This is a genomic window from Mycobacterium sp. KBS0706, from assembly GCF_005938675.2.
GTDB lineage: Bacteria > Pseudomonadota > Alphaproteobacteria > DSM-16000 > Inquilinaceae > Inquilinus.
In genome coordinates this window covers 138,610-163,656 of the sequence record NZ_VCCH02000006.1, presented here as the reverse complement: position 1 = coordinate 163,656, position 25,047 = coordinate 138,610, and the positions used below count along the sequence as shown (strand labels likewise).

The 25,047-nt window shown below is 69.2% G+C and carries 23 protein-coding genes; 7 read left to right on the top strand and 16 right to left on the bottom strand.

Annotation, left to right across the window (positions count from 1 at the left end):
- Nucleotides 1-208: 208 nt before the first annotated feature.
- The 7 genes from FFK22_RS42720 to FFK22_RS05255 all read right to left on the bottom strand — a co-directional run bounded on the left by FFK22_RS42720 (nt 209) and on the right by FFK22_RS05255 (nt 6,832).
- Nucleotides 209-364, bottom strand: a complete 156-nt coding sequence (locus FFK22_RS42720; protein WP_186002316.1) for a hypothetical protein — start codon at nt 362-364, stop codon at nt 209-211.
- Nucleotides 365-434: 70 nt separating this feature from the next.
- Complete coding sequence (locus FFK22_RS05280; RefSeq protein ID WP_138888971.1) at nt 435-1,187, bottom strand: ABC transporter ATP-binding protein; 753 nt, start codon at nt 1,185-1,187, stop codon at nt 435-437.
- Nucleotides 1,184-2,038: an ABC transporter ATP-binding protein gene (locus FFK22_RS05275; RefSeq protein WP_138888972.1), complete on the bottom strand. Its 855-nt coding sequence runs from the start codon at nt 2,036-2,038 to the stop codon at nt 1,184-1,186. Before FFK22_RS05275 ends, FFK22_RS05280 begins: the two co-directional genes overlap by 4 nt.
- Nucleotides 2,035-2,958, bottom strand: a complete 924-nt coding sequence (nikC, locus tag FFK22_RS05270) for a nickel transporter permease (RefSeq protein ID WP_138888973.1) — start codon at nt 2,956-2,958, stop codon at nt 2,035-2,037. Before nikC ends, FFK22_RS05275 begins: the two co-directional genes overlap by 4 nt.
- Complete coding sequence (locus FFK22_RS05265; protein ID WP_138888974.1) at nt 2,955-4,001, bottom strand: ABC transporter permease; 1,047 nt, start codon at nt 3,999-4,001, stop codon at nt 2,955-2,957. The genes nikC and FFK22_RS05265 overlap by 4 nt, the downstream gene beginning before the upstream one ends.
- A gap of 7 nt (nt 4,002-4,008) precedes the next feature.
- Entirely contained in the window at nt 4,009-5,592 is a 1,584-nt protein-coding gene (locus FFK22_RS05260) for an ABC transporter substrate-binding protein (RefSeq protein WP_138888975.1), read from the bottom strand.
- 43 nt (nt 5,593-5,635) lie between these two features.
- A complete protein-coding gene (locus FFK22_RS05255) occupies nt 5,636-6,832 on the bottom strand; it encodes a mandelate racemase/muconate lactonizing enzyme family protein (RefSeq protein ID WP_138888976.1) in 1,197 nt (398 codons plus the stop codon).
- Between the two features lie 112 nt (nt 6,833-6,944).
- On the opposite strand from FFK22_RS05255, the gene FFK22_RS05250 reads away from it, so the two are divergent.
- Nucleotides 6,945-7,625, top strand: coding sequence for a GntR family transcriptional regulator (locus FFK22_RS05250; protein ID WP_221938402.1), 681 nt, complete (start codon nt 6,945-6,947; stop codon nt 7,623-7,625).
- Nucleotides 7,626-7,631: 6 nt separating this feature from the next.
- On the top strand, nt 7,632-8,543 hold the full coding sequence (locus FFK22_RS05245) for a dihydrodipicolinate synthase family protein (RefSeq protein WP_138888978.1): 912 nt from the start codon (nt 7,632-7,634) through the stop codon (nt 8,541-8,543).
- 30 nt (nt 8,544-8,573) lie between these two features.
- On the opposite strand, the gene FFK22_RS05240 is transcribed toward FFK22_RS05245, so the two are convergent.
- The 4 genes from FFK22_RS05240 to FFK22_RS05225 form a co-directional block, all read right to left on the bottom strand.
- Complete coding sequence (locus FFK22_RS05240; protein WP_138888979.1) at nt 8,574-9,548, bottom strand: amino acid ABC transporter permease; 975 nt, start codon at nt 9,546-9,548, stop codon at nt 8,574-8,576.
- A 32-nt stretch (nt 9,549-9,580) separates the two neighbouring features.
- The gene (locus FFK22_RS05235) at nt 9,581-10,867 is read right to left on the bottom strand and encodes an FAD-binding oxidoreductase (protein WP_138888980.1); all 1,287 of its coding nucleotides are present in this window, start codon (nt 10,865-10,867) and stop codon (nt 9,581-9,583) included.
- Nucleotides 10,868-10,937: 70 nt separating this feature from the next.
- Nucleotides 10,938-11,786: a transporter substrate-binding domain-containing protein gene (locus tag FFK22_RS05230; protein ID WP_221938401.1), complete on the bottom strand. Its 849-nt coding sequence runs from the start codon at nt 11,784-11,786 to the stop codon at nt 10,938-10,940.
- Nucleotides 11,787-11,877: 91 nt separating this feature from the next.
- Complete coding sequence (locus FFK22_RS05225; RefSeq protein WP_138888982.1) at nt 11,878-12,609, bottom strand: GntR family transcriptional regulator; 732 nt, start codon at nt 12,607-12,609, stop codon at nt 11,878-11,880.
- Nucleotides 12,610-12,759: 150 nt separating this feature from the next.
- Here FFK22_RS05225 and FFK22_RS05220 point away from each other — a divergent pair, with 150 nt between their 5' ends.
- Together FFK22_RS05220 and FFK22_RS05215 are read left to right on the top strand one after the other, a co-directional pair.
- Nucleotides 12,760-13,803 (top strand): SIS domain-containing protein, encoded by a 1,044-nt coding sequence (locus tag FFK22_RS05220; protein ID WP_221938400.1) that lies wholly within the window; start codon nt 12,760-12,762, stop codon nt 13,801-13,803.
- Nucleotides 13,804-13,843: 40 nt separating this feature from the next.
- Nucleotides 13,844-14,641 carry a PfkB family carbohydrate kinase gene (locus FFK22_RS05215; RefSeq protein WP_138889043.1) on the top strand — a complete coding sequence of 266 codons (798 nt, stop codon included), beginning with the start codon at nt 13,844-13,846 and terminating at the stop codon, nt 14,639-14,641.
- A gap of 38 nt (nt 14,642-14,679) precedes the next feature.
- Here FFK22_RS05215 and FFK22_RS05210 read toward each other — a convergent pair whose 3' ends face one another.
- From FFK22_RS05210 to FFK22_RS05190, 5 genes are read right to left on the bottom strand one after another with little or no spacing between them, the layout of a single operon-like run.
- Nucleotides 14,680-15,900, bottom strand: a complete 1,221-nt coding sequence (locus tag FFK22_RS05210) for a mandelate racemase/muconate lactonizing enzyme family protein (RefSeq protein ID WP_138888983.1) — start codon at nt 15,898-15,900, stop codon at nt 14,680-14,682.
- Nucleotides 15,897-17,630, bottom strand: a complete 1,734-nt coding sequence (locus FFK22_RS05205) for an ABC transporter ATP-binding protein (RefSeq protein WP_138888984.1) — start codon at nt 17,628-17,630, stop codon at nt 15,897-15,899. The genes FFK22_RS05210 and FFK22_RS05205 overlap by 4 nt, the downstream gene beginning before the upstream one ends.
- Nucleotides 17,631-17,638: 8 nt before the next feature.
- Nucleotides 17,639-18,763: an ABC transporter permease gene (locus FFK22_RS05200; protein ID WP_138888985.1), complete on the bottom strand. Its 1,125-nt coding sequence runs from the start codon at nt 18,761-18,763 to the stop codon at nt 17,639-17,641.
- A 9-nt stretch (nt 18,764-18,772) separates the two neighbouring features.
- A complete protein-coding gene (locus tag FFK22_RS05195) occupies nt 18,773-19,759 on the bottom strand; it encodes an ABC transporter permease (protein ID WP_138888986.1) in 987 nt (328 codons plus the stop codon).
- A 58-nt stretch (nt 19,760-19,817) separates the two neighbouring features.
- Nucleotides 19,818-21,773, bottom strand: coding sequence for an ABC transporter substrate-binding protein (locus tag FFK22_RS05190; RefSeq protein ID WP_138888987.1), 1,956 nt, complete (start codon nt 21,771-21,773; stop codon nt 19,818-19,820).
- A gap of 257 nt (nt 21,774-22,030) precedes the next feature.
- Here FFK22_RS05190 and FFK22_RS05185 point away from each other — a divergent pair, with 257 nt between their 5' ends.
- From FFK22_RS05185 to FFK22_RS05175, 3 genes are all read left to right on the top strand, one after another.
- On the top strand, nt 22,031-22,759 hold the full coding sequence (locus FFK22_RS05185; RefSeq protein ID WP_138888988.1) for a FadR/GntR family transcriptional regulator: 729 nt from the start codon (nt 22,031-22,033) through the stop codon (nt 22,757-22,759).
- A 3-nt stretch (nt 22,760-22,762) separates the two neighbouring features.
- The gene (locus FFK22_RS05180; RefSeq protein ID WP_221938399.1) at nt 22,763-23,647 is read left to right on the top strand and encodes an NAD(P)-dependent oxidoreductase; all 885 of its coding nucleotides are present in this window, start codon (nt 22,763-22,765) and stop codon (nt 23,645-23,647) included.
- 338 nt (nt 23,648-23,985) lie between these two features.
- A complete protein-coding gene (locus tag FFK22_RS05175) occupies nt 23,986-25,041 on the top strand; it encodes a LysR family transcriptional regulator (protein WP_138888989.1) in 1,056 nt (351 codons plus the stop codon).
- Nucleotides 25,042-25,047: the final 6 nt, after the last annotated feature.

The window sequence follows — 25,047 nt, the reverse complement described above, 5'->3', positions numbered from 1 at the left end:
ATCTAGGGCCGTTGGTATCAGACCAACGGCCTCAATCTTAACCCGTCATGGCGAGCCCCGAAGGGGCGTGGCCATCCAGCGGCTCGATCTCTGGATGGCCACGGCGCTGCGCGCCTCGCCATGACGGGGAAGGGCTGGAGAGTCGATCTCAACGGCAGCTGGTATTAGAGCGAGATGCTTTCGGCCGGATCGGATTGTCCGATGGCAGTCAAGACTCACCAGCATCGCCGGCGGCCACCCCCTTGTACCGGCGACGCAACTCGTCGAAGACCTGGTCGGCGGGAATCAGATCGTCGCCCTCGGCCTCGGCGAGCAGCTGACGGATCTCCTCGAAGCGCTCACCAAGTGCGAAGCTGCGGGGCATTGGCCTCTCCTGGATCGCTGGATAATAGATATCACTGCGAGCCGGCACCGCAAGCTCCGCTCAGTGAGCTTCAGCCGGCCGGTGCCTCGCCATAGGCCTCGCTGGCGGTCAGCAGCTCCTGCGTATAGGGGTGCGCCGGCGTGCCGGCCCGGAGCGTCGCCGCGTCGAAGCCGTCGACGATGCGGCCGCCCTGCATCACCGCGATGCGGTGGCACATATGGGCGACCACGGCGAGGTCATGGCTGACCAGGATGTAGGTCAGGCCCCGCTGCGCCCGCAGATCCATCAGCAGGTTCAGGATCTCGGCCTGCACCGAGACGTCGAGGGCGGAGGTCGGCTCGTCCAGCAGCAGCACCTCCGGCTGCAGCATCAGGGCGCGGGCGATGGCCACGCGCTGGCGCTGGCCGCCGGACAGCTGGTGCGGGTAGCGGAAGGCCGCCGTACGGGGCAGCCCGACCGAATCCAGCGCCGCGCCGACCGCATCCGCGGGCGGGGCCATGCCCTGGTTGCGCAGCGGCTCCAGCAGTTGGGCCTGGATGGTCTGGCGCGGATGCAGCGACCCGTAGGGGTCCTGGAACACCATCTGCACCCGCTTGAAGAAGGCGCGCGGGCGGTGCGGCGGCAGCACGGTGCCGTCCAGCCGAACCTCCCCGCCATAATCGGTGTTCAGACCGGCCAAGGCGCGCAGCACCGTCGACTTGCCGCAGCCGGATTCGCCGACCAGGCCGAAGGTCTCGCCCGCGGCGACGGCGAAGGAGACGCCGGCCACCGCCGGCGGGGCGTCGGCGGCGAAGCGCACGACGAGATCGCGGACCTCGATCATGGCGTGCCTCCCGTCCCCCCGAGCCAGGCCGGGTCGCGGCGCAGCACCGGCAGCCGGTCCTGGGCACGATGGATCGACGGCAGCGACGCCAGGAGGCCACGGGTGTAGGGATGCTCGGCCCGCTCCAGATCGGCGGCCGGCAGGATCTCCATCACCTGTCCCGCATACATGATCACCACGCGGTCGCAGAAGCGGCGCACCAGGTTGAGGTCGTGGCTGATCAGGATCAGGCCGAGGCCGCGGCTCTCGATCAGCTCGTCCAGCAGATGCAGCACCTCGAGCCGCACGGTGACGTCGAGCGCCGAGGTCGGCTCGTCGGCGATGACCACGTCCGGTCCGGCGATCAGCATCATCGCGATCATCACGCGCTGGCCCATGCCGCCCGAGATCTCATGCGGATAGAGCCGCGCGACCCGGGCGGGGTCGCGGATCTTCACCGCCTCGAGGATCGCCAGGGTGCGCTCGCGCGCCTCGCGAGCCGGCCCCTTGTGGTGCAGCCGCCAGGCCTCGGCGATCTGCTCGCCGACCGGCACGACCGGGTTCAGCGAGTATTTCGGGTCCTGCAGGATCAGCCCCATGCGCCGGCCGCGCAGATCCATCATCTGCCGCTCGCTCGCCGCCAGCAGGTCGGTGTCGCGGAAGGCCATGCGGTCGGCCGTCACCCGGGCGGCGGGCGGCAGCAGCCGCATCAGCGCACGGCCGACGGTCGATTTGCCGGCGCCGGATTCGCCGACGATGCCGAGCTTTTCGCGTCCGAGGGTGAAGGACACGCCGCGCACCACCGGCACGGCACTGGCGCCGCGGCCGAAGGCGATGCCAAGGTTGCGGACCTCGATCAGGGGGCTGCTCATTCGCCGGACCTCGGGTCGAGCACGTCGCGCAGCGCGTCGCCGGCCAGGTTGAAGGCGAGGCTGACCACGGCGATGGCGATGCCGGGCGCGGTGATCACCCAGGGGCAGTCGATCATGAATTCGCGCCCGGTCGAGACCATGGCGCCCCATTCCGGCAGCGGCGGCTGCGCGCCGAGGCCGAGGAAGCCGAGGCCGGCGGCGGTCAGGATGATGCCGGCCATGTTCAGGGTCAGGCGCACCACCAGCGAGGGCAGGCACATCGGCAGGATGTGGCGGGTGATGATGCGGGTCTTCGACGCGCCCTGCAGCCGCACCGCGGCGATGAAGTCGGCCTTCCGCAGGCTCAGCGCCTCGGCCCGGGCCAGTCGCGCCATCGGCGGCCAGGCGGTCAGGGCGATGGCGATGATGGCGTTGGTGATGCCGGGGCCCAGCGCCGCGGCGAAGCCCAGCGCCAGCACCAGGCCGGGGAAGGACAGGAAGATGTCGGTGACTCGCATCAGCACCTCGTCGACCCAGCCGCCGAGATAGCCGGCGCAGGCGCCGATCAGGAGGCCGATGGGCGCGACGATGACCGTGACCAGCAGGATGATGTAGATCGTCGTCCGCGCGCCGTAGACGACGCGGGCGAAGACGTCGCGGCCGAACTCGTCGGTGCCGAACCAATGCGCCGCGGAGGGCGCCTGCAGGCGGTTCACCATGTCCTGCGCGATCGGGTCGTGGGAGGTGAGCCAGGGCGCCGCGACCGCTGCGATCACCAGCAGCAGGATGACGGCCAGCCCGGCAAGGCCGAGCGGATGCGCGGCGAAGCGCCGCCAGCCGCGATAGAGCTGCTGCATCGCCGACTGGAAGACGGTGCGCGGTGCATCCGTCTTCAGCCAGGCGCGCAGCCCGCCTTGGGGGGCGCTGAAGGTCGCGGTCATCGGGTGCGCGGGTCCAGGATGCGGTAGAGGCGGTCGGAGATGATGTTGATGACGAGGAAGGTGATGCCGATCAGCAGCACCGCGCCCATCACCACGTTCATGTCGTTCATCTTCAGCCCCCGGGTGAGGTACTGGCCGAGGCCGGGCCAGCCGAACACCGTCTCGATCAGCACCGCGCCGTCGAGCAGCCCGCCGAAGGTGAGCGCGAGCACCGTGAGAAGCTGGACGCGGATGTTCTTGAAGGCATGGGCCCAGATCATCCGCCGGCGCGACACGCCCTTGGCCCGGGCGGAGACGATGTATTCCTGGCCCAGCTGCTCCAGCATGAAGCTGCGGGTCATGCGGCTGATATAGGCGACCGAGTAGTAGCCGAGGACGGCGCCGGGCAGGATGATGTGGCCGAGCGCGTCGCGGAACACGTCCCATTCGCCCTGCAGCGCGGTGTCGAGCAGCAAGAGCCCGGTGATCGGCGGGACCATGCCTTCGTTCAGGATGTCGATCCGGCCCGAGGCGGCGACCCATTGCAGCTTGGCGTAGAACAGGATCAGCGCGATCAGCCCCAGCCAGAAGATCGGCACCGAATGGCCGGCCAGGCCGACCACCCGGGCGACATGGTCGATCGGCCTGCCGCGGTTGACCGCGGCGGCGACGCCGAGCGGCACCCCGACCAGCGTGCCGCACAGGATGGCGACCAGAGCGAGCTCGATGGTGGCCGGGAAGACGCTGAGCAGGTCGGCCGAGACCGGCTGGCCGGTGGTCAGCGACCGACCCATGTCGCCGGTGGCGACCCGGCCGACATAGGACAGGAACTGCTGCCACACCGGCTGGTCGAGGCCGAGCTCCTGGTAGACCCGGTCATAGGTGGCCTTGTCGACCTCCGACCCGGTCACCGCCAGCACCGGGTCGGCCGGCAGCAGCCGCCCCATCGAGAAAGTCAGCAGCATCAGCCCGACCAGGGTGACGACGACCGACAGGGTGCGGCCCGACAGGCGCCGCATGCGCAGGAAGCGCGCCGGCCGGTTGAACGTGTCGACCGTCGTCATCGGCCCCTCAGTTCTTCTTCACGTCGTGCCAGCGCGTCGACCAGGTCGGGTTGCCGACATAGCCGCTGATCCCCTGGCGGATGACATAGGGGTCGGTGCGCTGCAGCACGATCACCAGCGACGGCACCATCGCCTTGAACTTCTGGTCGATCTCGGTGAACAGCTGCGCCCGCTTGGCCGGGTCGGTCTCGCTCTTCGACTGGGTGACCAGCTGGGTCAGCTCCGGCGCGTCCAGCGCCGTGCGCCACAGGTAGTAGCCGCCGAGCTTCGCCTCGTCGCGGTTGTCCGGGTTGTAGGCGTATTGCACCAGCGTGCCGAACGGGTCGGGCAGCCGCGTGCCGGAATTGCCGACCAGCACCTGGTATTTCCGGGCGCGGAAATCCGGCGTGTGCTCGCCCGGCACGACCTCGAACTCGACGCCGGCCTTCTTGGCGCTGGCCTGCAGCGCCACCGCCATCTTCAGGAGCGCGTCGCCCGACGGGTACAGCGTCTTCTTCAGCCCGTCCGGATAGCCGGCCTCGGCCAGCAGCTTCTTGGCCAGCTCGGGATCGTACTGGTAGCCGGTCGGCTCGCCGGCCGGGGCGCCGGGCATGCCCTTCGGGATGATCGACTGCCACGGGAAGCCGTTGAAGTTCATCGTGGTCTCGGCCAGTGGCTTCCAGTCGATGATATGCTGGAACGCCTCGCGCACCTTGGGCTTGGCCAGGTCCGGATCCTGCGTGTTCATGGCCATGTAGTAGAAGCCCAGGCCCGGCCCGGGATCGACCACGGCGCCCTTGGCCTTCAGCGCCTCGATGTCGCTGTTGGCCATGTACTGGCCGATATCGATGTCGCCGGCCTCGACCTGCAGCCGCAGGTTGCCGGATTCCGGAACGTGGCGCATGACCACGCGCTTCATCGCCGGCGCGCCGCCCCAGTAATCCGCCCGCGCGTCGCACAGCAGGATGTCGTTCGGCCGCCAAGTGGTGAGCTTGTAGGGGCCGCTGCCGGCGCTGTTGGCCTTCAGCCAGTTCTGGGCCAGGTCGCCATTCTGCTCATGCTCCAGCGCCGCCTTCTTGTCGATGATGCCGAGCGAGGCGCCGGCCAGCGAATAGAGCACGAGGTCGGTCGAGACCGGCTGCGGCAGGCTGATCAGCAGAGTGCGCTCGTCCTTGGCCTGAACCAGCTGGTCGACATTGTCCTTGGTGAAGCCCCACAGCGCGATGTCGGTCGACCCGACCTGGCCCATCTTGATGACGCGCTGGATGGTCCAGGCAGCGTCCTCCGCCGTCACCGGGTTGCCGGAGGAGAAGGTGGCGCCCTGGCGCAGCGTCATGGTGATGCTGCGCTTGTCGTCGGCGACGGTCCAGCTTTCGGCCAGCATCGGCCGGATCGTCTGGAGGTCGTCGGGCGTCACCATCACGAGGTTGTCGTAGAGGTTCGAGACGATCTCGGAGACGGTGCGGGCGTTGATCGCCGCCGGGTCGAGCGACGGCACGGCGCTGAGCTGCGTGCCGATCACCAACGCATTCGCCGGCGACGCCGCCTGCGCCCCGGACGGGCCGAAGGCGAGCGCCAGGGCCGCGGTCGCGGCCAGTAGGGACAGTCTCATTCTCGTCCTCCCTGTTGGGCGGATGCCCGCTGTTCTTGGTTGTTTATGGAAACGCCGACGATCCGTCCGGGCGGCGGCCGACGCGCCGCTCCCAATGGATGTAGCCGTCGGTCTTCAGCACCTCCTCGTCGATCTCGACGCCCCAGCCCGGACGGTCGGGGCGCAGCTCGAGATAGCCGTCGCGCGGGAGATACGGGTCCTTGACGTACCAGGCGCCGGCCGAGGGATCGGCCTTCGCCGCGCCGCCGCCCGCCTCAAAGGTGTAGTTCGGGCCGTGCGGCAGCCGGTATTCGAGGATGCGGAAGTTCGGCTGCGCGGCGGAGAAATGCAGGTTCACCGCTGTGGCCAGCGGCCCCATCGGGTTGTGCGGCGCGACGGTGACGTAGTGCGCCTCCGCGATCGCCGCGATCTTGCGCATCTCCAGGAGGCCGCCGACGACGCAGATGTCGGGCTGGATGATGTCGGCCCCGCGATGGGACAGCAGGCGCAGGAACTCGAAGCGGTTGTATAGCGACTCGCCGGTCGCCAGGGTGCAGGCCATCTGCCGCTTGATGTCGCCCCAGACTTCGACGTTCTCGGGCCGGATCGGCTCCTCGAAGAACAGCGGGTCGTAGGGCGCCAGCGCGTTGCCGAGCTGCACCGCCTGGTGCGGCTCGAAGATGCGGGCATGGGCGTCGAAGGCGATCTCGTAGTCGTTGCGCACCGTCTCCCGCAGCGAGCGGAAATACTCCGCGCTGGTGCGCACCACCTCGCCCCAGCGGTTCTCGTAGATGTTGATACGGTAGGGGCTGAGCTTGAAGGCGGTCAGGCCCCAATTCTCGTTGAGGCGATCGAACTCCTCGCGCGCGGCCGGCGCGTCGGGCGCAGTGTAGACGCCGGCATAGACGCGCACGCGGTCACGGGCGTTGCCGCCGAGCAGCATGTAGACCGGCACGCCGAGCGCCTTGGCCGAGATGTCCCACAGGCAGTGGTCGATCGCCGAGATCGCCGCCAGCGTCAGCGCGCCGGGCGGGAAGCGCGTCTGCTGCATCAGGTACTGGACGATGTATTCGATCCGCCGCGGGTCCTGCCCCTGCAGGAAGGTGAACAGGTAGTCCAGCAGCGGCGCCAGCGCCCGGTCGGGGCCGTGGTTGTAGCACTCGCCCCAGCCGGTGAGGCCGTCATCGGTGTCGATGGCGACGAGCAGGCGCGGACGGTCCTTGTCGCGCGTCATATAGGTCCGCAGACGGTCGATCTTCACGCCGCCACTCCTCCCTTGCCCCGGCGGCTAGACTTAACCTCATGGGACCTGATATATCAAGTCTCAAGAAATTGCCGGTGCCGGAAGCCGCCGGATGCAACGAGAGGACAGCGTGCACCGCCCCCTGCCATCGATCGACCCGAACATGCTGAAGGGGCTGCGCGAGCACGTTCACGAGCAGCTGCGCCAGGCGATCATCTCCGGCCAGCTGCCGACCGGCTCTCTTCTGAACGAGCGCCAGGCGGCGGCGGAGCTGGGGGTCAGCACCACGCCGCTGAAGGAGGCGCTGCGCCGGCTGGAGCTGGAAGGGCTGGTGCGGACCGAGCCGCGCCGCGGCATCCGCATCACCTTCGACGCGGCCCAGGCCGAGGAGATGGCGCTGGCGCGCGCGGCGCTGGAGAGCATGATCGCGCGGCTGGCGGCGGCGCGAATCACGGATGAGACGATCGCGGAGCTGCGCACGGTCGGCGAGAGCATGCGCCAGGCGACGGCGGCGGGCGTGGTGCGCCGGCTGATCGCGCTGAACGAGACCTTCCACGAGACCATCCACGCCGCCTCGGGCTGCCGCTACCTGCAGCGCCTGCTGGCGGGGCAGCTGGTCTACGACAAGGCGGCCCGCCGCTTCCTGCTCGGCGACCAGGAGGAGCGCGAGCGCGCCCTGGGCGAGCATCTGAACATCCTCGCAGCCCTCGAAGCGCGTGACGAGGACGCGGCCGAACGGGCGATGCGCGACCACATCGTGCGGTCGGGCCGGCAACATGTGCAGACGGCGTTCGCGCGCCGGAAGGAGTAGCTGAGAATGGATATCCAGAACGGCCTGCGGCGCGCGCTGTGCGGCATCTCGGGCGTGCATGCGACCGCCTATACGGCCGAGGGCGGCGTCGACGCGGGCCTGACCGGCCGCATCGTCGAGCGCATCGTTGACGGCGGCATCCACAATGTCGTTGCCGCCGGCAACACCGGCGAGTTCTACGCCCTGTCGCCCGACGAGGTCCGGCTGGTGCACGACACGGCGGTGTCGGCCGCCCGGGGCCGCAGCAACGTCGTCGCCGCCATCGGCCGGTCGCTGACCGAGGCGATCGCGCTGGGCCGCCGCGCCAAGGATGCCGGGGCGAACGCGATCATGTCGCACCAGCCCCTCGACCCCTTCGCCGCGCCCCAGGCACAGGCCGCCTATTTCCGGGCGATCGCGGATGCGGTCGACCTGCCGCTGGTCGCCTATGTCCGGTCCGACGCCATGGGCCTGGCCGACCTGCTGTCGGTCGCCAACCACCCCAATGTCGTCGGCGTGAAATTCGCCACCACCAACCTGATGCTGCTGGCCGAATGCGTGCGGTCGAGCGATGCCGGCACCGCCGTCTGGGTCTGCGGCCTGGCGGAGGGCTGGGCGGCGCCCTTCTACGCCCTCGGCGCTCGCGGCTTCACCTCCGGCCTGGTCAATGTCGATCCCGCCCGGTCGCTGGCGATCCACGCGGCGCTGGAGGCCGGCGACTATGCCAAGGCCCGCGCTTTGGTCGGCGAGATCGCCCGCTTCGAGACTTTGCGCACCCGCTACGGCAACGGCGCCAACGTCACCGTGGTCAAGGAGGCGCTGGGCCTGCTCGGCTTCCCGGCCGGGGCGGTGCGGCTGCCGGGCCTGCCGGCCCTCGATCCCGCCGACCGCGAGACGCTGGTGCAGGAGATCGCGCGCTGGGGCATCGGCGGACGCTGACATATCGCACCGCGCCGGCGGCCCTCCGGCCTATCCGCGAAACCGGACCCGGTTAAAGCTGCGCTCGAGCTTGGCCTGGCCGAGCTCGAGCACGATCGACATCAGCCAGTAGATCGCCGAGGCCGTGATCAGCATCTCGACATGCCGGAACTCGGTCTGGCCCTGGGTGCGGGCCAGATACATCAGCTCCCACACCCCGATGACCGAGACCAGGGTGCTGTCCTTGAGCATGGCGATGAACTGGTTGCCGGTCGGCGGGATGATGACCCGCATCGCCTGCGGCAGGATCACCTTGCGCAGCACCAGATGCGGCGGCAGCCCCAGCGCCCGTGCGGCCTCCCACTGGCCGCGCGGAATGCTCTCGATGCCGGCGCGGAAGATCTCGGTCATGTAGGCGCCGTAGCACAGCGACAGGGCGGCGATGCCGGCCGGCACGGCCTGAACGACATAGCCCAGTTGCGGCAGGCCCATATAGATGATGTAGACCTGCATCAGCAGCGGCAGGCCGCGGAAGATCGAGGTGTAGAAGGTGGCGAGCGCATAGGCGATGCCGTTGCGCGACAGCTTCGCGATCGCCCCGACCATGGCCAGCACGAAGGCGATCGCGATCGAGGCGGCGGAGACGTAGAGCGTCGTCGTCACGCCCTGGGTGATCAGGAAGCCGATCTTGCGCTCGACGAATTCGAGGCTGAGGTTGAACGAGCGGAAGAAGATCACGATCCAGAACATGAGCTCGGCCCAGATCACGCCGATCTGCCAGAGCCGCGGCAGGAACACGATGACGTAGAAATTCGCCAGCATCGCCAGGGTGACCACCACCGCGGCGGCGGCATTGCCGGCCCAGCCTTCGGCCGAGGGCTCGCCGATCAGGGCGACGCCGATCTGGCCGAGCCAGGTGTCCTTCAGCCCGCAGGCCCAGAACACCAGGAACAGGACCAGCGCCAGCGGCAGGAAAACGGCCGGCTTGGTGGAAATGCGGGGATATTCGACCTTGTCCGCGTACATCGTCTCCCCGCTCCGTTCTCGAAGGCCGGCGTTCAGGCGGCCTTGCGCTCGCGCCAGGCATCCATCGCCTGGTAGGTCCAATAGGTCAGCTGGGCCGCCGCCCGCCCGAGGGGGCCGCCGTTCCAAGCCAGGCCGAAGGGCTCGAACAGCCGGTAGCGGTCGCCGTCTCCTGCGATCGCCTCGGCGACGACCTTGCCGCCGATCGCCGTGGTGTTCATGCCGTGGCCGCCGAAGGCGGTGCAGTACCAGACGCCCGGCTGCAGCCGCCCGATCTGCGGCATCAGGTGGCGGGCATAGGACATCAGCCCCGACCAGGCGATCTCGACATGCACGTCGGCGAGCTGCGGATAGGTCGTCACCATCTCGCGCCGCAGCCTTTCGGCCAGGTCGTGCGGGTCGCTGGTCCGCGTGGTGATGCGGCCGCCCCACAGGATCCGCTCGCCCCCGACGACCCGGTAGTAGTCGCCGGCCCGCCGGTCGTCGCCGATCGCGGCATTGGTCCGGATCGCGTCGCCGACGCGGTCGCGGATCGGGTCGGTCAGCAGGATGTAGGTGGCGATGGGCAGGAAGGCCCGTCGCAGCGCCGGGCAGACGGCATCGGTGTAGCCGCCGCCGGCGAAGACGACGTCGCCGCATTCGACCTGCCCGCCCGCCGTGGTCACCACTTTGCGCGGCCCGTCCAGCGCCGCCCCGGTGACCAGGCTGTCCTCATGGACCTGCCCGCCCAGGCGGCGCAGCTCGCGGACCAGGGCGCGGGCGTAGTTCAGCGGGTGGAAATGGAAGGAATCGGCGTCGTAGAGCGCCTGATGATATTTCGCGGAGAGGAGGAGCGACCGGACCTCCTTGCGCGGCATGAAGCGCAGCGGGCGGCCGAAGTCGCGCTCCATCCGGTCGCGATAGGCCTGCAGGCCCGCCGCACCGTCGTAGCGGATCGCGGCAATGATGCCGGGAACGGGTCCCGCCTCGGCGATGCCGAGGTCGCGGATGTTGTCGGCGACGATGCGCACGCCTTCGATCGACAGGCGGTACAGCGAAGCGGCGGCGTCGCGGCCGGCCAGCTTCTCGATCGCGCCGAGGCCGGTGGCGTAGCCGGGCGACACGAAGCCGCCGTTGCGGCCCGACGCGCCCCAGGCGACGCGGCGCCCCTCCAGCAGCACGACCTGACGGCCGCGCCGCGCCAGTTCCAGCGCCGCGGTGATGCCGGCGAGGCCGCCGCCGACGACGCAGGCATCGGCGCTCAGCCTGCCCGACAGGGCCGGGAACCGCTCGTCGGTGGCCAGCGTGCGGCTGTAATGGGTATCGATGTAGGAGGCCGGCATGGAGTCTCCGGGGACGGCTGTCACGAGGCGCGGCCGCCGAACGGCCGCGCCGGCAACGGGTGACCGGACGTCACTTGGCTGTCGAGACCGTCATCTGGCTGTAGTCGCGGCCGTACCACTTCTCGGAGAATTTGGAGATGGTGCCGTCCGCGCGCATCGCGCCGATGACCTCCCTGAGCTTGGCGTCCCACTCCGCATCGCCCTTGTCGGCGACCACCACCAGCGGCTCGAAGAAGGCGTAGTCGCCCTGCAGCACCTTGACCGGATAGCCGTTCTTGATGGCGCCGAGCGCCGTCTGCTCCGGCGCCACGATCGCGTCGATCCGCACGCCGTCGCCGAGGCGCAGATCATCGAAGGGCTCGATCGACCCCGGATAGGTGCGAACCTCGCCCGGCTCGACGTCATAGGTGAAGGCCGGCACGTCGGGCGCGTCGATCTCGAGCCGCCGGTTGATGTAATCCTCCGACGTGGTCGAGGTCTCGACCCCGATCACCTTGTCGTTCAGGTCCGACCGCTTGGTGGCCTTCGAGTCCTTGTGCACCACGAACACATAGGGGCTGAAGTAGTAGACCGCCGGGAAATCCAGCACCTGGGACCGCGGCTTGGTCGGCGTGATCGACCCGACCGCCACGTCCCAGCGGCCCTGCCAGCGGCCGCCCGTCATCACCTGCCATTCCGGCGTGTCGAACTTGACCTCGACGCCCAGGCGCTTGGCGATCTCCTTGGCCATGTCGATGTCGAAGCCGTCGAGCTCGTTGGCGTCGTTGAGGAATCCCTGCGGCGGCCAGTTCGCGTTGGTGGCGACGTTCAGCACCTTGGTTGACATCACCCGGTCCAGCGTCTGGCCCGCCTGGACCGGCGACCCGACGAGGGCCAGCATGGCGACGACGGCGACGCCCGACAGAATCTTCCCGAACATGTTCCCTCCCATAGGTTGATTGTGTGGTTGGCCGAGCATAGGCACACTGTCTGACAACTGACAAGTCGAGGAGCACGAAACAGACAGGCGGCTACCGACGCGCGAAGCTGAACGAGAAGGCGCTGCCGCGGTGATAGTCATGCGCGTAGAGGACCGGCCGGCCGGTTGCCGAATAGCAGATCTCCGAGATCAGGAAGGCCGGCCCGAACTCCGCGAGGCCATGCGAATCGACGACATCCTGCGGCAAGAGGCCGGCGGAAGCGGTGGCAGCCGAGGCGCGCGGCCGGTGGCCGCACCGATCGAGGAGCTCGCACAGCGACCCGCCCCAATCGAGCGCCGAGAGTTCAGCCGGAAGAATCGGCCGAGGCACCAGATCGACCGAGTAGAGGATCGCCGTACCACTCTGCAGCCGCAGCCGCTCCAGTCTGACAACTGGTGCGCCCTTGGGGATACCGAGGGCTGCAGCGGTCTCCTGGTCCGCCCCGGCCTCCGACAGGTCCAGGACCTTGTTCTCCGGCGTGTAGCCGAAGTGCCGGACCATGTCGGTGACGCTCTCGAAGCAGGTGATCGGACGCTTCACCCGCACCGCGGCGGCAGCGGAGACGAAGCGGCCCTTGCCATGGACGACCTCGACCATCCCTTCCTGCTCGAGCAGCTTCAACGCCTCGCGCAGGGCCGGCCGGGAAATCCGGAAGCGCTCGGTCAGCGCCGCCTCCGTCGGCAGCCGGTCGCCGGGCTTCAGCCGGCCGCGGTCGATCAGGGCGGTGATCTCGTCCCGGAGCCGGACGCTCAGCGCCCGCTCGTCCCGAAGCGCGGTGGCCATGAACGTCTCCCTCCTCGACCGGAACGCGGCGCGGCCAGCGAAGCCTGCCGTCAGACAACATCCGGGGCAACCCAACCGCAGTCAAGTCCTGCCTTCACTGGACTGACACGAGTGCGTTGTCTGACAATAGCTTTGCTGCTACGAAACCACATGACCATCCAGCCGGGAGGCCAGGCGCCGATGCTGAATTTCGACGAGCAGCGATACATCCAGATCCAGTCGGGCGCGGCGGCGACCGCGGGGCAGATCCACGCGGCGATCCAGGCCTGCCTGCGGGCCGGGGCCGAGAATCTGTTCTTCCTGGGCACCGGCGGCGCCGCCATCCTGATGCAGCCGGCGCTGCAGCTGCTGCAGCGGCGCTCGACCTTTCCCGTCTTCGCGCCGCCGACGGCCGAGCTGGTGCTGGCCGGGTCGAAGCATCTCGGGCCGAAATCGATCGTCGTCATCCCCTCCCTCTCGGGCACCACGGCGGAGAGCGTGGCGGCACTGGCCTTCTGCAAGGCGCGCGGGGCGACCGTGCTGGCGCTGGTCGGGCATGCCGGCACGCCCCTGGCCGAGCAGGCCGACCATGCGGTCGTCAACTTCGCGGAGGACGACACCTCCTGCGAATCCTTCTACCTGCAGTCCTTGTTCATCGCGCTGTCGGTCCTGGAGCATCGCGGCGAAGGCCTCGACCGGGCCGCGATCGTCGCGGAGCTCGGCCGGCTGCCGCAGCTGCTGGCCGGGCTGAAGCGGGAGTTCGAGCCGGAGGCGGGCGCCTTCGCTCGGGCCCTGGCGGAGGCGCCCTACCACATCGTCACGGCCGCGGGTTCGGCCTGGCCCCAGGCCTTCTATTACGGCATGTGCATCCTGGAGGAGATGCAGTGGATCCGGACTCGGCCGGTGCATGCGTCGGACTTCTTCCACGGTACGCTCGAGCTGGTCGAGCCCGGCGTCAGCGTCGTCCTGCTCAAGGGCGAGGACGAGCTTCGCCCGCTGGCCGAGCGGGTCGAGCGCTTCGCCAGGCACTATACCGACAGGCTGCTGGTGCTGGATTCCGCCCGGTTCGCATTGCCGGGCCTGTCCGCCGAGGTGCGGGCGCTGATCTCGCCGATCCTGCTGGCCGCCGCCCTGGAACGGGTGAGCGCCCATCTCGAAGTGCTGACGGACCATCCGCTGACCACCCGGCGCTACTACAAGCGGGTGGCCTATTGAGGGCATGATCTCGGCTGCGCAGGGGAGATCGGTGAGCGGCATGGACTCCTTCGAGGTCGCGACCGTCGGAGACAACTGCATCGACCGGTACCTGCCGGTCGGGCAGTCCGCGGTCGGCGGCAATGCGGTCAACGTGGCCGTGCATCTGTCCGGGCTGGACCGCCGGGTCGGATATTTCGGCGCCGTCGGGGACGACGAGGACGGCCGCCGCGTGCTGGACTGCCTGGCCGCGAGGGGCGTCGACACCGGCCCGGTCCTGGTCCGGCCGGGCCGCACCGCCGTGACCGATCTCGACATCGACCCGACCGGCGACCGGGTGATCGCCTTCGAGGATTTCGGCGCCTGCGCCGGATACCGGCCGCCGGAGGCCGACCGGGCGCGGCTGCGATGCATGCGGCATGTCCATCTCGGCTGGCTGGACGATGGCGGCGCGCTGCGGCGCGAGCTTGCCGCCGCCGGCGTTTCGATCTCGCAGGATCTCGCAGTCAACCCCGGCGCCGAAGGCCTCGCCATCGCCTTCGGATCGGCAGGAGAGGACCGGGCCCGCGCCCGGCAGCTGGCCCGGGAGTTCCTCGGCCGGGGCGCCCGGATCGCGGTGGTGACCTGTGGCGCCCGGGGCAGCGTCGCCGCGGACGGCGCCGCGATGGTCGAGGCCGATGCGGCGCCGGTCGAGGTGGTCGACACCACCGGCGCGGGCGACACCTTCATCGCCGCCTTCATCGACGCGCATCTGGCGGGCGGCAGCCCGGGCGCCTGCCTGGAGGCCGCGCGGCAGGCTGCCGCCCTCACCTGCCGCCATGTCGGCGGCTTCGCCCAGGCGCTTCAGCCGCTCCGCTGAGCGGCCGCCTTCGTCAACCGCCCGCCGACCCCGTCGTGTCAGCGTCCGGTGAAATACGGCACCCGTCGGAGCCGCGTCTGGACATAGACGTGCTCCTGATGGGTGCCCGGCGCGTAGGAGAGGTCGGACCCGGAGACGGCGACGTTGCGTTCGCTGGGGAAGCGGGCGACGAAATCCTCGTCGATGTCGCAGCCCAGCCCCGGCGCCTCGGGCACGGCGATCGAGCCGTCCTGCTGCACCGGATGCGGCACCACGGTCCGGGCCCGGCCCGGCCAGTCGGCGTCGAGCCGCTCCAGCACCAGGCCGTTCGGGATCGCCGCCAGCAGATGCAGTGCCGCGTATTCGGCGACCGGCCCCAGCGAGCCGGAATGCGGCGCCATCATGATGTGATGCGCCTCCGCCATCGCCGCGATCTTCCGCATCTGGGTCAGGCCGCCCGCTCGGCCGGTGTCCGGCTGGATGACGTCGACCAGCTCGCGCTCGATCAGCTCGCGCTCGCCGAAGATCGTCGCCATGCGCTCGCCCGCCGCCAGCGGCACATGGGCGGCATCGCGGATGCGCTTGTAGCCGTCGAGGTTGTCGGGCGCGATCGGGTCCTCGATCCACAGCAGGTTGTAGGGTTCGAGCGCCCGCGCCAGCCGCGCCGCGTCGGCCGGGGTCAGCCAGGGCGGGCCGTGCAGGTCGATGGCGATGTCGACCTCGTCGCCCACCGCCTCGCGCAGCGTCGCCACCTTGCGCACCGGGTCGGCGACGCCGCCGCATTTGATCGTCCGGATGCCGTGGCTCTTCACCGCCAGCGCCGCCTCGGCCGTGTTGGCGTGGGAGTAGATCGGCACCCGGTCGCGCATCTTGCCGCCGAGCAGGTTCCACACCGGCACGCCGAGCGCCTTGCCCTTGATGTCCCAGAGCGCGACGTCGATGCCGGTCATGGCGCCGGCGCCGACCGTGCCGAGCATGCCATGCCCCATCGTCGCGACCTGCATCTTCTGCCACAGCCGCTCGATATGCGTCGGGTCCTCGCCGATCAGCAGGGCCTTCAGGTCCTGCACCGCGGTCTCGATCACCCGCGGCCAGCCGGAGCATTCGCCGATGCCGACGATGCCGGCATCGGTGTAGACCTTGACGAACAGCCAATTGCGGAAGCCGCCGAGCTTACCCTCCGGGATCGCCACGTCGCCGAGCCGGCCATCCGTCGCCCATTTGTCGGGGTCCGGCGGGCCGGCCTGCATCAGGAAGGTCCGGATGTCGGTGATCTTCATCGGGCAAGGCTCCGCTCGGAGGGTTCGGTGTACCGGATGCGGTTGTGGATGCTGCGGCGGCGCGGGTCGGGCCGCGGCACGGCCGAGATCAGCGCCCTCGTGTAGTCGTGGGTCGGCGCCTCGCAGACCTCGTCGGCCTGCCCGATCTCGACCAGCCGGCCGCGATACATCACGCCGACGCGGTCGCACATGTAGCGGATCACGCCGATGTCGTGGCTGATGAAGATGTAGGCGAGGTCGAGCTCGTCCTGCAGCTTCAGCAGCAGGTCCAGCACCTGGAAGCGCAGCGAGACGTCGAGTGCCGAGGTCGCCTCGTCGGCGACGATGACGCGGGGGTTCAGCGCGATGGCCCGGGCGATGCCGATGCGCTGGCGCTGGCCGCCGGAGAAGGCGTGCGGGTAGCGTTCGCGCCAGGCGGGGTCGAGGCCGACCTGCCGCATCAGCCCGGCGACGCGCTCGTCGAGGTCCTTGCCCTTGGCGATGCCGTTGACCAGCAGCGGCTCGCCGATCACCTGGGCCACGGTCATGCGCGGGTTGAGAGAGGAGACCGGGTCCTGGAAGATCATCCGGATCTCGCGCCGGCAGGCCGACAGCGTCGGCTTGTCGACCTTGGCCAGGTCGACCACCGAGTCGTCGGCGCGGCGGTAGCGGATGGCGCCGCCGGTCGGGTCGTAGACCCGCAGCAGGCAGCGCCCCATGGTGGTCTTGCCGGAGCCGGATTCGCCGACGATACCCAGCGTTTCTCCCGCCCTTACCTGCAGCGACACGCCGTCGACGGCGGCGAAGGCGGCGCTGCCGGTGCCGAACTGCATCCGCAGGCCCTCGACCTCGACCACCGGCGGGCGGTCGGCGGGCAGCGGGGGCCGCTTCAGGCGGATCTCGGCCTTGTCCTCGAGCTTGAGGACCGAGCCGATCAGCATCTTGGTGTAGGGCTCCTCCGGCGCGTGGAAGATGCGGTCGGCCGGGCCGTGCTCCACCACCTTGCCGTGATACATGACCAGCACGTCGTCGGCGATCTCCGCCACCACGCCCATGTCATGGGTGATGAACAGCACCGCCATGCCGTATTCGGCCTGCAGCCGCTTGATCAGGTCGAGGATCTCGGCCTGGGTGGTGACGTCCAGCGCCGTCGTCGGCTCGTCGGCGATCAGCAACTGCGGGTTGCAGGCCAGCGCCATGGCGATCATGGCGCGCTGGCGCATGCCGCCGGAGAACTCGAAGGTGTAACGGTCGATCGCCCGCTCCGGCCGCGGGATCTCGACCTGCTTCAAGAGCTCGATCGTCCGCGCCCGCGCCGCGGCTTTGCTCATGCCTAGATGCAGGCGCAACACCTCGATGATCTGGTCGCCGACGGTGTGGATCGGCGACAGCGACGACATCGGCTCCTGGAAGATCATCGCGATCTCGCGGCCGCGCACCCGGCGGATGGCCCGGCTGCGCGGATGCAGCTTCGCCAGGTCGACGCTGCTGCCATCGGCCCGGTTCAGCACCATCTCGCCGGAGACGATGCGGCCTGGCGCATCGACGATCTGCAGGATCGAGCGGGCGGTGACGCTCTTGCCCGAGCCGCTCTCGCCGACGACGCAGAGGGTCTTGCCGCGCTCGACGGTGAAGGAGACGCCATCCACCGCCTTGACCAGCCCGGCACGGGTCGGGAAATGGGTCACCAGGTCGCGCACCGCCAGGACGGGCTTGGGGCGGCCGGGGAACGGCACCGGGGGCGTCGACATCGCGGCCATCACTTGTTGTAGGGGTCGGCCGCGTCGCGCAGGCCGTCGCCGAGCAGGTTGAGCGCCATCACCGCGACGACGACGAAGGCGCCGGGCGCGAACAGCCAGGGGGCCGTGGCGATCGAACGGATGTTCTGCGCCTCGCGCAGCAGCACGCCCCAGGAGATGGTCGGCGGCTGCAGCCCGAGGCCTAGGAAGGACAGCGCCGTCTCGGCCAGGATCATGGCCGGGATCGCCAGCGTCACCGAGGCGATGATGTGGCTGAGGAAGCTCGGCATCATGTGGCGGAAGATGATCCGCCCCTCGCTGCAGCCGTCCAGCCGGGCGGCCGTGACGAACTCCTCGGTCCTGAGCGACAGGAACCGGCCGCGGACGACACGGGCCAACTGGGCCCAGCCGGTCAGCGACAGGATCACCGTGATCATGAAGTACTGGGTGATCGCCGGCCAGTCCTGCGGCAGGGCGGCGGCCATGGCCAGCCAGATCGGGATCGTCGGCAGGGCCAGCACGAATTCGATCACGCGCTGGATCACGAAGTCCGGCCTGCCGCCGTAATAGCCGGAGATGCCACCGAGGACGAGGCCGATGGCGAGCGACAGGAACACGCCGACCAGACCGACCGACAGCGAGATCTGGGCGCCCTGCATGATCCGGCTCCAGACGCAGCGGCCGAGGCGATCGGTGCCGAACAGGAACAGCGGCTGCTTCGGATCGGCCGAGGCCAGGAGATGGATGTTGGTGGTGAACAGGCCCAGCACCGAATACTCGTAGCCGCGGCCGAACAGCGAGACCGCGACCTTGCGGGCCGGATCCTCCTTGTAGACCGCGGCCAGCGTCTCCGGGTCGCGGGTCAGCTTGTGCGGGTGGAAATAGAGGCCGACCTGCAGGCTGCCATCCTCGGCCCGGTCGAACAGGTGGATCGCCTGCGGCGGGTGGAAGGCCGCACGGGCATTCTGCTGGCTGGGATCGTTGATGGCGAAGAAACCAGGCACGGCCGCGATCACATAGAGAATGACCACGATCACCAGCGAGGCCATGGCCAGCCGGTGGCGGCGGAAGGCCCACCAGATCAGCTGCCATTGCGAGGCGACGGCGAGCTGGCCGGCAGGCGCGACGGTCGCGAGGTCGGTCATGGAGGCCCCCTATTCGAGGCGGATGCGCGGGTCGACCAGCGCCAGCAGGATGTCGCTGATCAGCGACCCGATCAGCGTCAGCGCGCAGATCAGCAGCACGAAGGCGCCGGCGAGATACATGTCCTGCGCCATCAGCGACTGCAGCAGCAGCGGCGCCGCCGTCGGCAGGTTCAGCACGATCGCCACCACGATCGAGCCGGACACCAGGTTCGGCAGCAGCCAGGCGAGAGTGGAGATGAACGGGTTGAGCGCCACCCGCACCGGGTACTTCAGCAGCAGCCGGAACTCCGACAGGCCCTTGGCGCGGGCGGTGGTGACGTACGGCTTGTGGATCTCGTCCAGCATGTTCGCCCGCATCACCCGGATCAGGCTTGCGGTGCCGGATACCGCCAGGATCAGCACCGGGATCCACAGATGCTGCAGCAGGTTCCAGGTCTTGGCGATGCTCCAGGGCGCCTTCTCGAATTCCGGCGAGAACAGGCCGCTGACGTCCTGCCCGAACTCGATGGCGGCAACATACATCAGCACCAGCGCCAGCAGGAAGGACGGGATCGCCAGCCCGGCGAAGCTGATGGTGGTGACGATGTAGTCGCCGATCGAGTACTTCCGCACCGCGGAATAGACCCCGATCGGCAGCGCGATCGCCCAGGTCGCGATCAGGGTGGCCAGGGTCAGCACCAGGGTCAGCGCCATCCGCTCCCAGATCAGGTCGCTGACCGGCTGCTGCCATTCGAAGGAGAGCCCGAAATCGCCCCGGGTGATGATGCCGCCGATCCATTTGGCGTATTGCACCAGCATCGGGTCGTTCAGGCCGAAGCGCTCGCGCAGCGCCGCCGCCGCGTTCTGGTCGACGATCTCGTTCGAGGCGGCGAGCGTCGCGACATAGCTGGTCACGAAGTCGCCGGGCGGCAACTGGATCAGCACGAAAGCGAGGAAGCTGACCGCGAAGAGCGCGGGCACCATCCACAGCAGGCGCTTGGCGATGAAGCGGAGCATCCGGGGCTCTCCTCGGAACGGTCGCTGAGCGGGGGAGGAAGACCGGTGGCGCCGGGCGTCAGCTGGTGAAGAAGAACTGCTGCGGCATGGCCGGGCCGGGATTCGGCCAGGTCCAGGAATCCGGCTCCTTCTCCGGCGCGTTGACGAGGTTGTTCTTGACCACGCCGAAGGAGTTGACGGCGAGGCAGATGCCAACCGTCTCGAAGGCCTCGGCGGTCAGGTCGAACAGCTGCTTCATCGTCGCGCCGCGCTTGTCGAGGTCGGCGGTGCTGCGCGCCTCGTCGAACAGCTTCATGCGCTGCTTCTGGCTCTCCGGCGGCTCCTCGCCCGACTGGCCGTTCGAGACGTACCACTGGGTCCAGGGAATGGCGTAGCGCGAGCCCTGCGGATGCTGGGCGAAGAAGTCGCGCGGGTCGAACATCGGGTCCAGCCCGCCCGGGCCCGGCCACACCTGGGCGTCGTGGTCGTTGCTGTCGCCACGGGTGTAGTAGAGGGCGCGCTCGATGGTGTTGACCTTGATGTCGATGCCGATCGCCGCCCAGTGCCGCTTCACCAGCTCCAGCACGTCGACCAGGTCGGCATAGAGGGTCGGGATGACATCGATGGCGAAGAAGATCTTGCTGCCGTCGGGATGCTGGCGGAAGCCGTCGCCGTCTTTCTTGTCGTAGCCGGCTTGGTCCAGCATCGCGCCGGCCTTGTCGGCGTCGAGCTCGGTGAACTGCCGGGCCAGCGTCTCGTGATACCAGGGATGGCTCGGCCGCGGCCCGGCCTGGTACGGCTCGGACTGGCCGAAATAGACCAGCTCGATGATCTCCTGCCGGTCGATGCCGAGCGACAGCGCCTGGCGGACCTCCTTCTTGCCGAAGAAGGCCTTCAGCTTCGGGTCCTTGTGGCAGATGTTCAGGTAGATCTGGCATTGCTGCGCCGCGGAGGGCTCCAGCTCGATCAGCCGGTATCCGCCCTTCTCCCGGTTCTGCGACAGGGTCGGCTTGTTCTGCAGCAGGTTGACGTGCCGCTCCTGGATGTCGAGCTTGCCGGAGATGGCGTCGAGCAGCAGCGATTCGACGTCCTGCGAGATGCCGAAATACAGCTCGTCGATATAGGGCAGCTGGTTGCCCTCGGTGTCGACCTGCCAGAAATACGGGTTGCGCTTCATCACCACGCGGGTGGTGCCGCCGACATAGGGCTCAACGACCACCCAGGGGTCGAGGGTCGGCTTCTCCGGATTGCCCCAGCGCTGCGGGATCTCGATGTCGCCGTTCTTGGCGCGGAACAGGTCGCTCCATTTCTGCAGGTTGGCCTGCTTCACCAGATCGTCGACCTTGTCGTTGTATTTCGGGTGGAACTGGCTGGCATAGTGCTTGGCGAACAGCGTCGGGTGCTGGCCCAGCGGGGTCGCCAACGTCTCGAGATAGGTGGCGTAGGGCGCGGCGAAGGTGAACTTCACCGTCGCGTCATCGACCTTGCTGACGACCACCGGCTTGCCGGCGATGGTGAGCTGCGACGGGACCGAGCCGTAGAGCTCGCTGTTCTTGGCGCAATCCTCGATCGAGAAGACGACGTCGTCCGCGGTGAAGGGATGGCCGTCGGACCATTTCATGCCCTTGCGCAGATGGAATACGAACTCGGTGCCGTCGGGGTTGACGTCCCAGCTTTCCGCCACGTTCGGCAGGGCCTTGGTGAAGCCGAGGTCCCAGCGCACCAGGCCCTGGTTGCCGACCACGCGCAGGATGCCGTTGTGGTCGGCCGAGCCGCGCAGGCCGCGATGCAGCGTGCCGCCATAGGTGCCGACCTTGGTCAACGGCTGCACCACCAGCGGGTTGGCCGGCAGCCGTTCGGCCAGCGCCGGCAGCTTGCCATCCTTTGCCAGCTGCGCCAGGTCGGGCGCCTCTCCCTTGGCGGCCTGCGCATGAGCGAGGCGCACGGCCAGCGGCAACGCCGCCACCCCGGCGAGCCCCTTCAGGACCATGCGTCGGGCGAACACGTGCGGCGAGGCGCTGAGCTTGTCGTCCATCCTGGGACCCTCCCCTGTGTGCTGCGTCGAGTCCGGCTTCGCCATGCGTGCCGACCTGCTTCCTTTGCCGCTCCGGTCATATTACAAATATTGACAAATCACAACCGGAATGGCCTTGTTCAGGACGTTTTCTGTCGCCCGGCTTTGCTGCAGCGCAAACAGCGGAAAGCCCGCGGTGGCGGACCAATTCGGCATGAAAGCCAGGCGGTCACAGCCGTGATCAATCTTGACAACTTGCCGGCGGGGGGAAGGCGGGCATGAGTGGCACGGACGGCGATGCCGGCCTATTGCCGCGGGACGGCGGGCCGCCGGCCCGGCTGAGCGAAGTGGTCTATGACGGCATCGTGTCGCTGATCGCGCATGGCGACTTCGCCGTGAACAGCCGGCTGCCGTCGGAATCGGAGCTGTCGGCGCGGTTCGGCGCGTCGCGGCCGGTGGTGCGCGAGGCGCTGGGCCGGCTGCGCCAGGACGGGCTGGTGGTCTCGCGCCAGGGCTCCGGCTCCTATGTCCGGCGGCAGCCGGATCTCGAAGTGCTGCGCTTCGCCCAGGTCCGCTCGCTGGCCGATGTGCAGCGCTGCTTCGAGTTCCGTGCCGGCCTCGAGGGCGTCGCCGCGGCGCTGGCCGCCGAGCGCTGGGAGGCGGCGGACCTCCGCGAGATCGAGGACGCGCTCGAGGCCCTCGAAGCCTGTCTCGGCAATGGCGAGCTCGGCGCCGACGAGGACCGGCGCTTCCACGAGGCGATCGCCCGGGCGACGCGCAACCCCTATCACGTCGCCGTGCAGTCCTCGCTGGCCTCGCACATCGCCGTCGGCATGAACATCACCCGGCATCTCAGCCGGATGCGGACGCCGGAGCGGATCCGGGCGGTACAGGACGAGCATGTCGCGATCGTCGCGGCGATCCGCCGGCGCGATGCCGGGGCCGCGGCCGAAGCCATGCGCCGGCATGTCCTCAATGCCCGGCAGCGGATGTTCGAAGGAGTCTGAATCTTGATTTCACCCGTCCCGGCCGGCGGCAGCGTCACCGGCGCCGAAAGCGCTATGTCCGCCAAGTCGATCGTGCTGACCGGCGGCGCCGGCAATGTCGGCCGGGTCCTGCGCCGCGCACTGGCCGGCCGCATCAAGGCGGTGCGCATCCTCGACATCGTCGATCCCGGCCCGCTTGCGGAGCATGAGAGCTGGGTCTCGGTCGACATCACCGACCTGGCGGCGCTGACCGCGGCGGTCGAGGGCGCCGACGCCATCGTCCATTTCGCCGGCTATCCGAATGAGCGCGCGGCCGAGGACATGCTGCGGGTCAATGTGCTGGGCACCCACAATGTCTATGAGGCGGCGCTGCGTGCCGGCATCGGCCGCGTGGTGCAGGCGTCGAGCAACCATGTGACCGGCTTCTACCCGCGCGACGCCCGCGTCGGGGTCGAGGACCAGATGCGCCCGGACGGGCTCTACGGCCTCAGCAAATGCTGGGGCGAGTTGGAGGCCGGGGTCTATTTCGAGAAGGCGGGGATCCGCACCCTGGCGATCCGCATCGGCAATGCCGGCGAGCGGCCCTTCGACGCCCGCGGCCTGGCGGTCTGGATCAGCCCGCGCGACCTGGCCCAGCTGGTGCTGATCGGCCTTGAGCATCCCGGGATCGACTGCACCACCGTCTACGGCATGTCGGCCACCGATGCGGCCTGGTGGGACAACTCGGTCGCGACCGCGCTGGGCTACCGGCCGCAGGACCGTACCGTCGACTTCGCCGCGCCCGAGGCCTTCCAGGACAAGCCCTCGGACCTGCCGCAGGTGACCGATCATTTCCAGGGTGGCTGGTTCAGCGCGCAGGGCCATGACGGGACCGTGCGCCGCCGCCGCGTCTGGCGGAACCGGAGCTGACGCCAAACCGGATGCCGTCATGCGCCTGACGGATGTTCACAGCCCGGGCTCGGCGGGGGCAGTTTAGGCTCGGCGCCGGCCGTCCCGGAGGCGCATCGGTTCCCGCGGGCACAGCCGGGGGCGCCGGATTTCATCTGTAACGATTTCGGCTGGTTCTGAAATCCGCAATTAACGCGGCTGACGACACTTGGCTCCTGGGGACCGGGTCCTAATCCCGGTCCGAAACGCCCAGTCCGAGCCGAACCGGCGGCCACCGCCGGACAGGCACCATCACGATCCGTCTTTCCGTCACAGGAGCCCCCGTCCCGACGGGCCTCTCCTGCGAAGAGGGGAAAACCATGTCCGAACTCGCATTGACCCGGAAGACCTCGATGGAACGGCCGCAGCCGGCCCTGATCGTCGGCGGCCGTCAGGCCGCGCCGCAACGGACGATGCCGAACCTGGCCTCGGTCGACCTCAATCTGCTGGTGGCGCTCGATGCGCTGCTGGAACACCGCAACGTCACCCATGCCGCCCAGCATGTCGGCCAGAGCCAGCCGGCGATGAGCCGGGCGCTGTCCAGGCTGCGCGGCATGTTCAACGACGACATCCTGGTCCGCACCTCGACCGGCCTGGCGCCGACGCCGCGGGGCGAGCGCCTGGCCGCGCTGCTGCCGTCGGTGCTGGAGTCGATCCGCGAGATGGTGACCAGCCGCAGCTTCGCCCCGGGGGAATGGCGGTCGAAGGCGACGCTGGCGATGCCCGACCACCAGGCGCTGGTGCTGCTGCCGCGCCTGCTGCCGCGGCTGCGCGAGCGCGCGCCCCATCTCGACGTCGTCACCGATCCGCTGCTGGCCGGCGCGCTGCGGCGGCTCGAGCTGGGCGAGATCGACCTCGCCGTCGGGCAGATCAGCGACACCCCGCCCGGCTATCTGCGGCGCAGCCTGTACTCCGACCGCTTCGCCTGCCTGCTGCGGCAGGACCACCCCGCCTTGGCACGGGAGTGGACGATCGAGAGCTTCTCGACCCTGCGCCATGCCGTGATCGCCTCGGGCTCCGAGGACGGCTTCGGCCAGGTCTATGACGGGCTGGCCAAGCTGGATCTGCCGGATCGCGACCCGATGCTGGTGCCCAACATGCTGACGGCGCCGGCGATGATCGCCGAGACCGACCTGGTGCTGACCGTGCCGCACCGCGTCGCCACCCGCATCGCCGCCATGATGCCGCTCACGGTCGTCGAGCCGCCGCTGGAGCTGCCGCCCTATGAGGTGGCGCTGATCTGGCACGAGCGGCGCCATCGCGACCCGGACCACAGCTGGCTGCGCAGCGAGATCGCGGCCGCCGCGCTGGCGACGGTGCAGGGCAGCCAGCAGGCGGCCCAGGCGATGGGGTCGTGCGACGCTGTGGCGTCCTGACTCCCT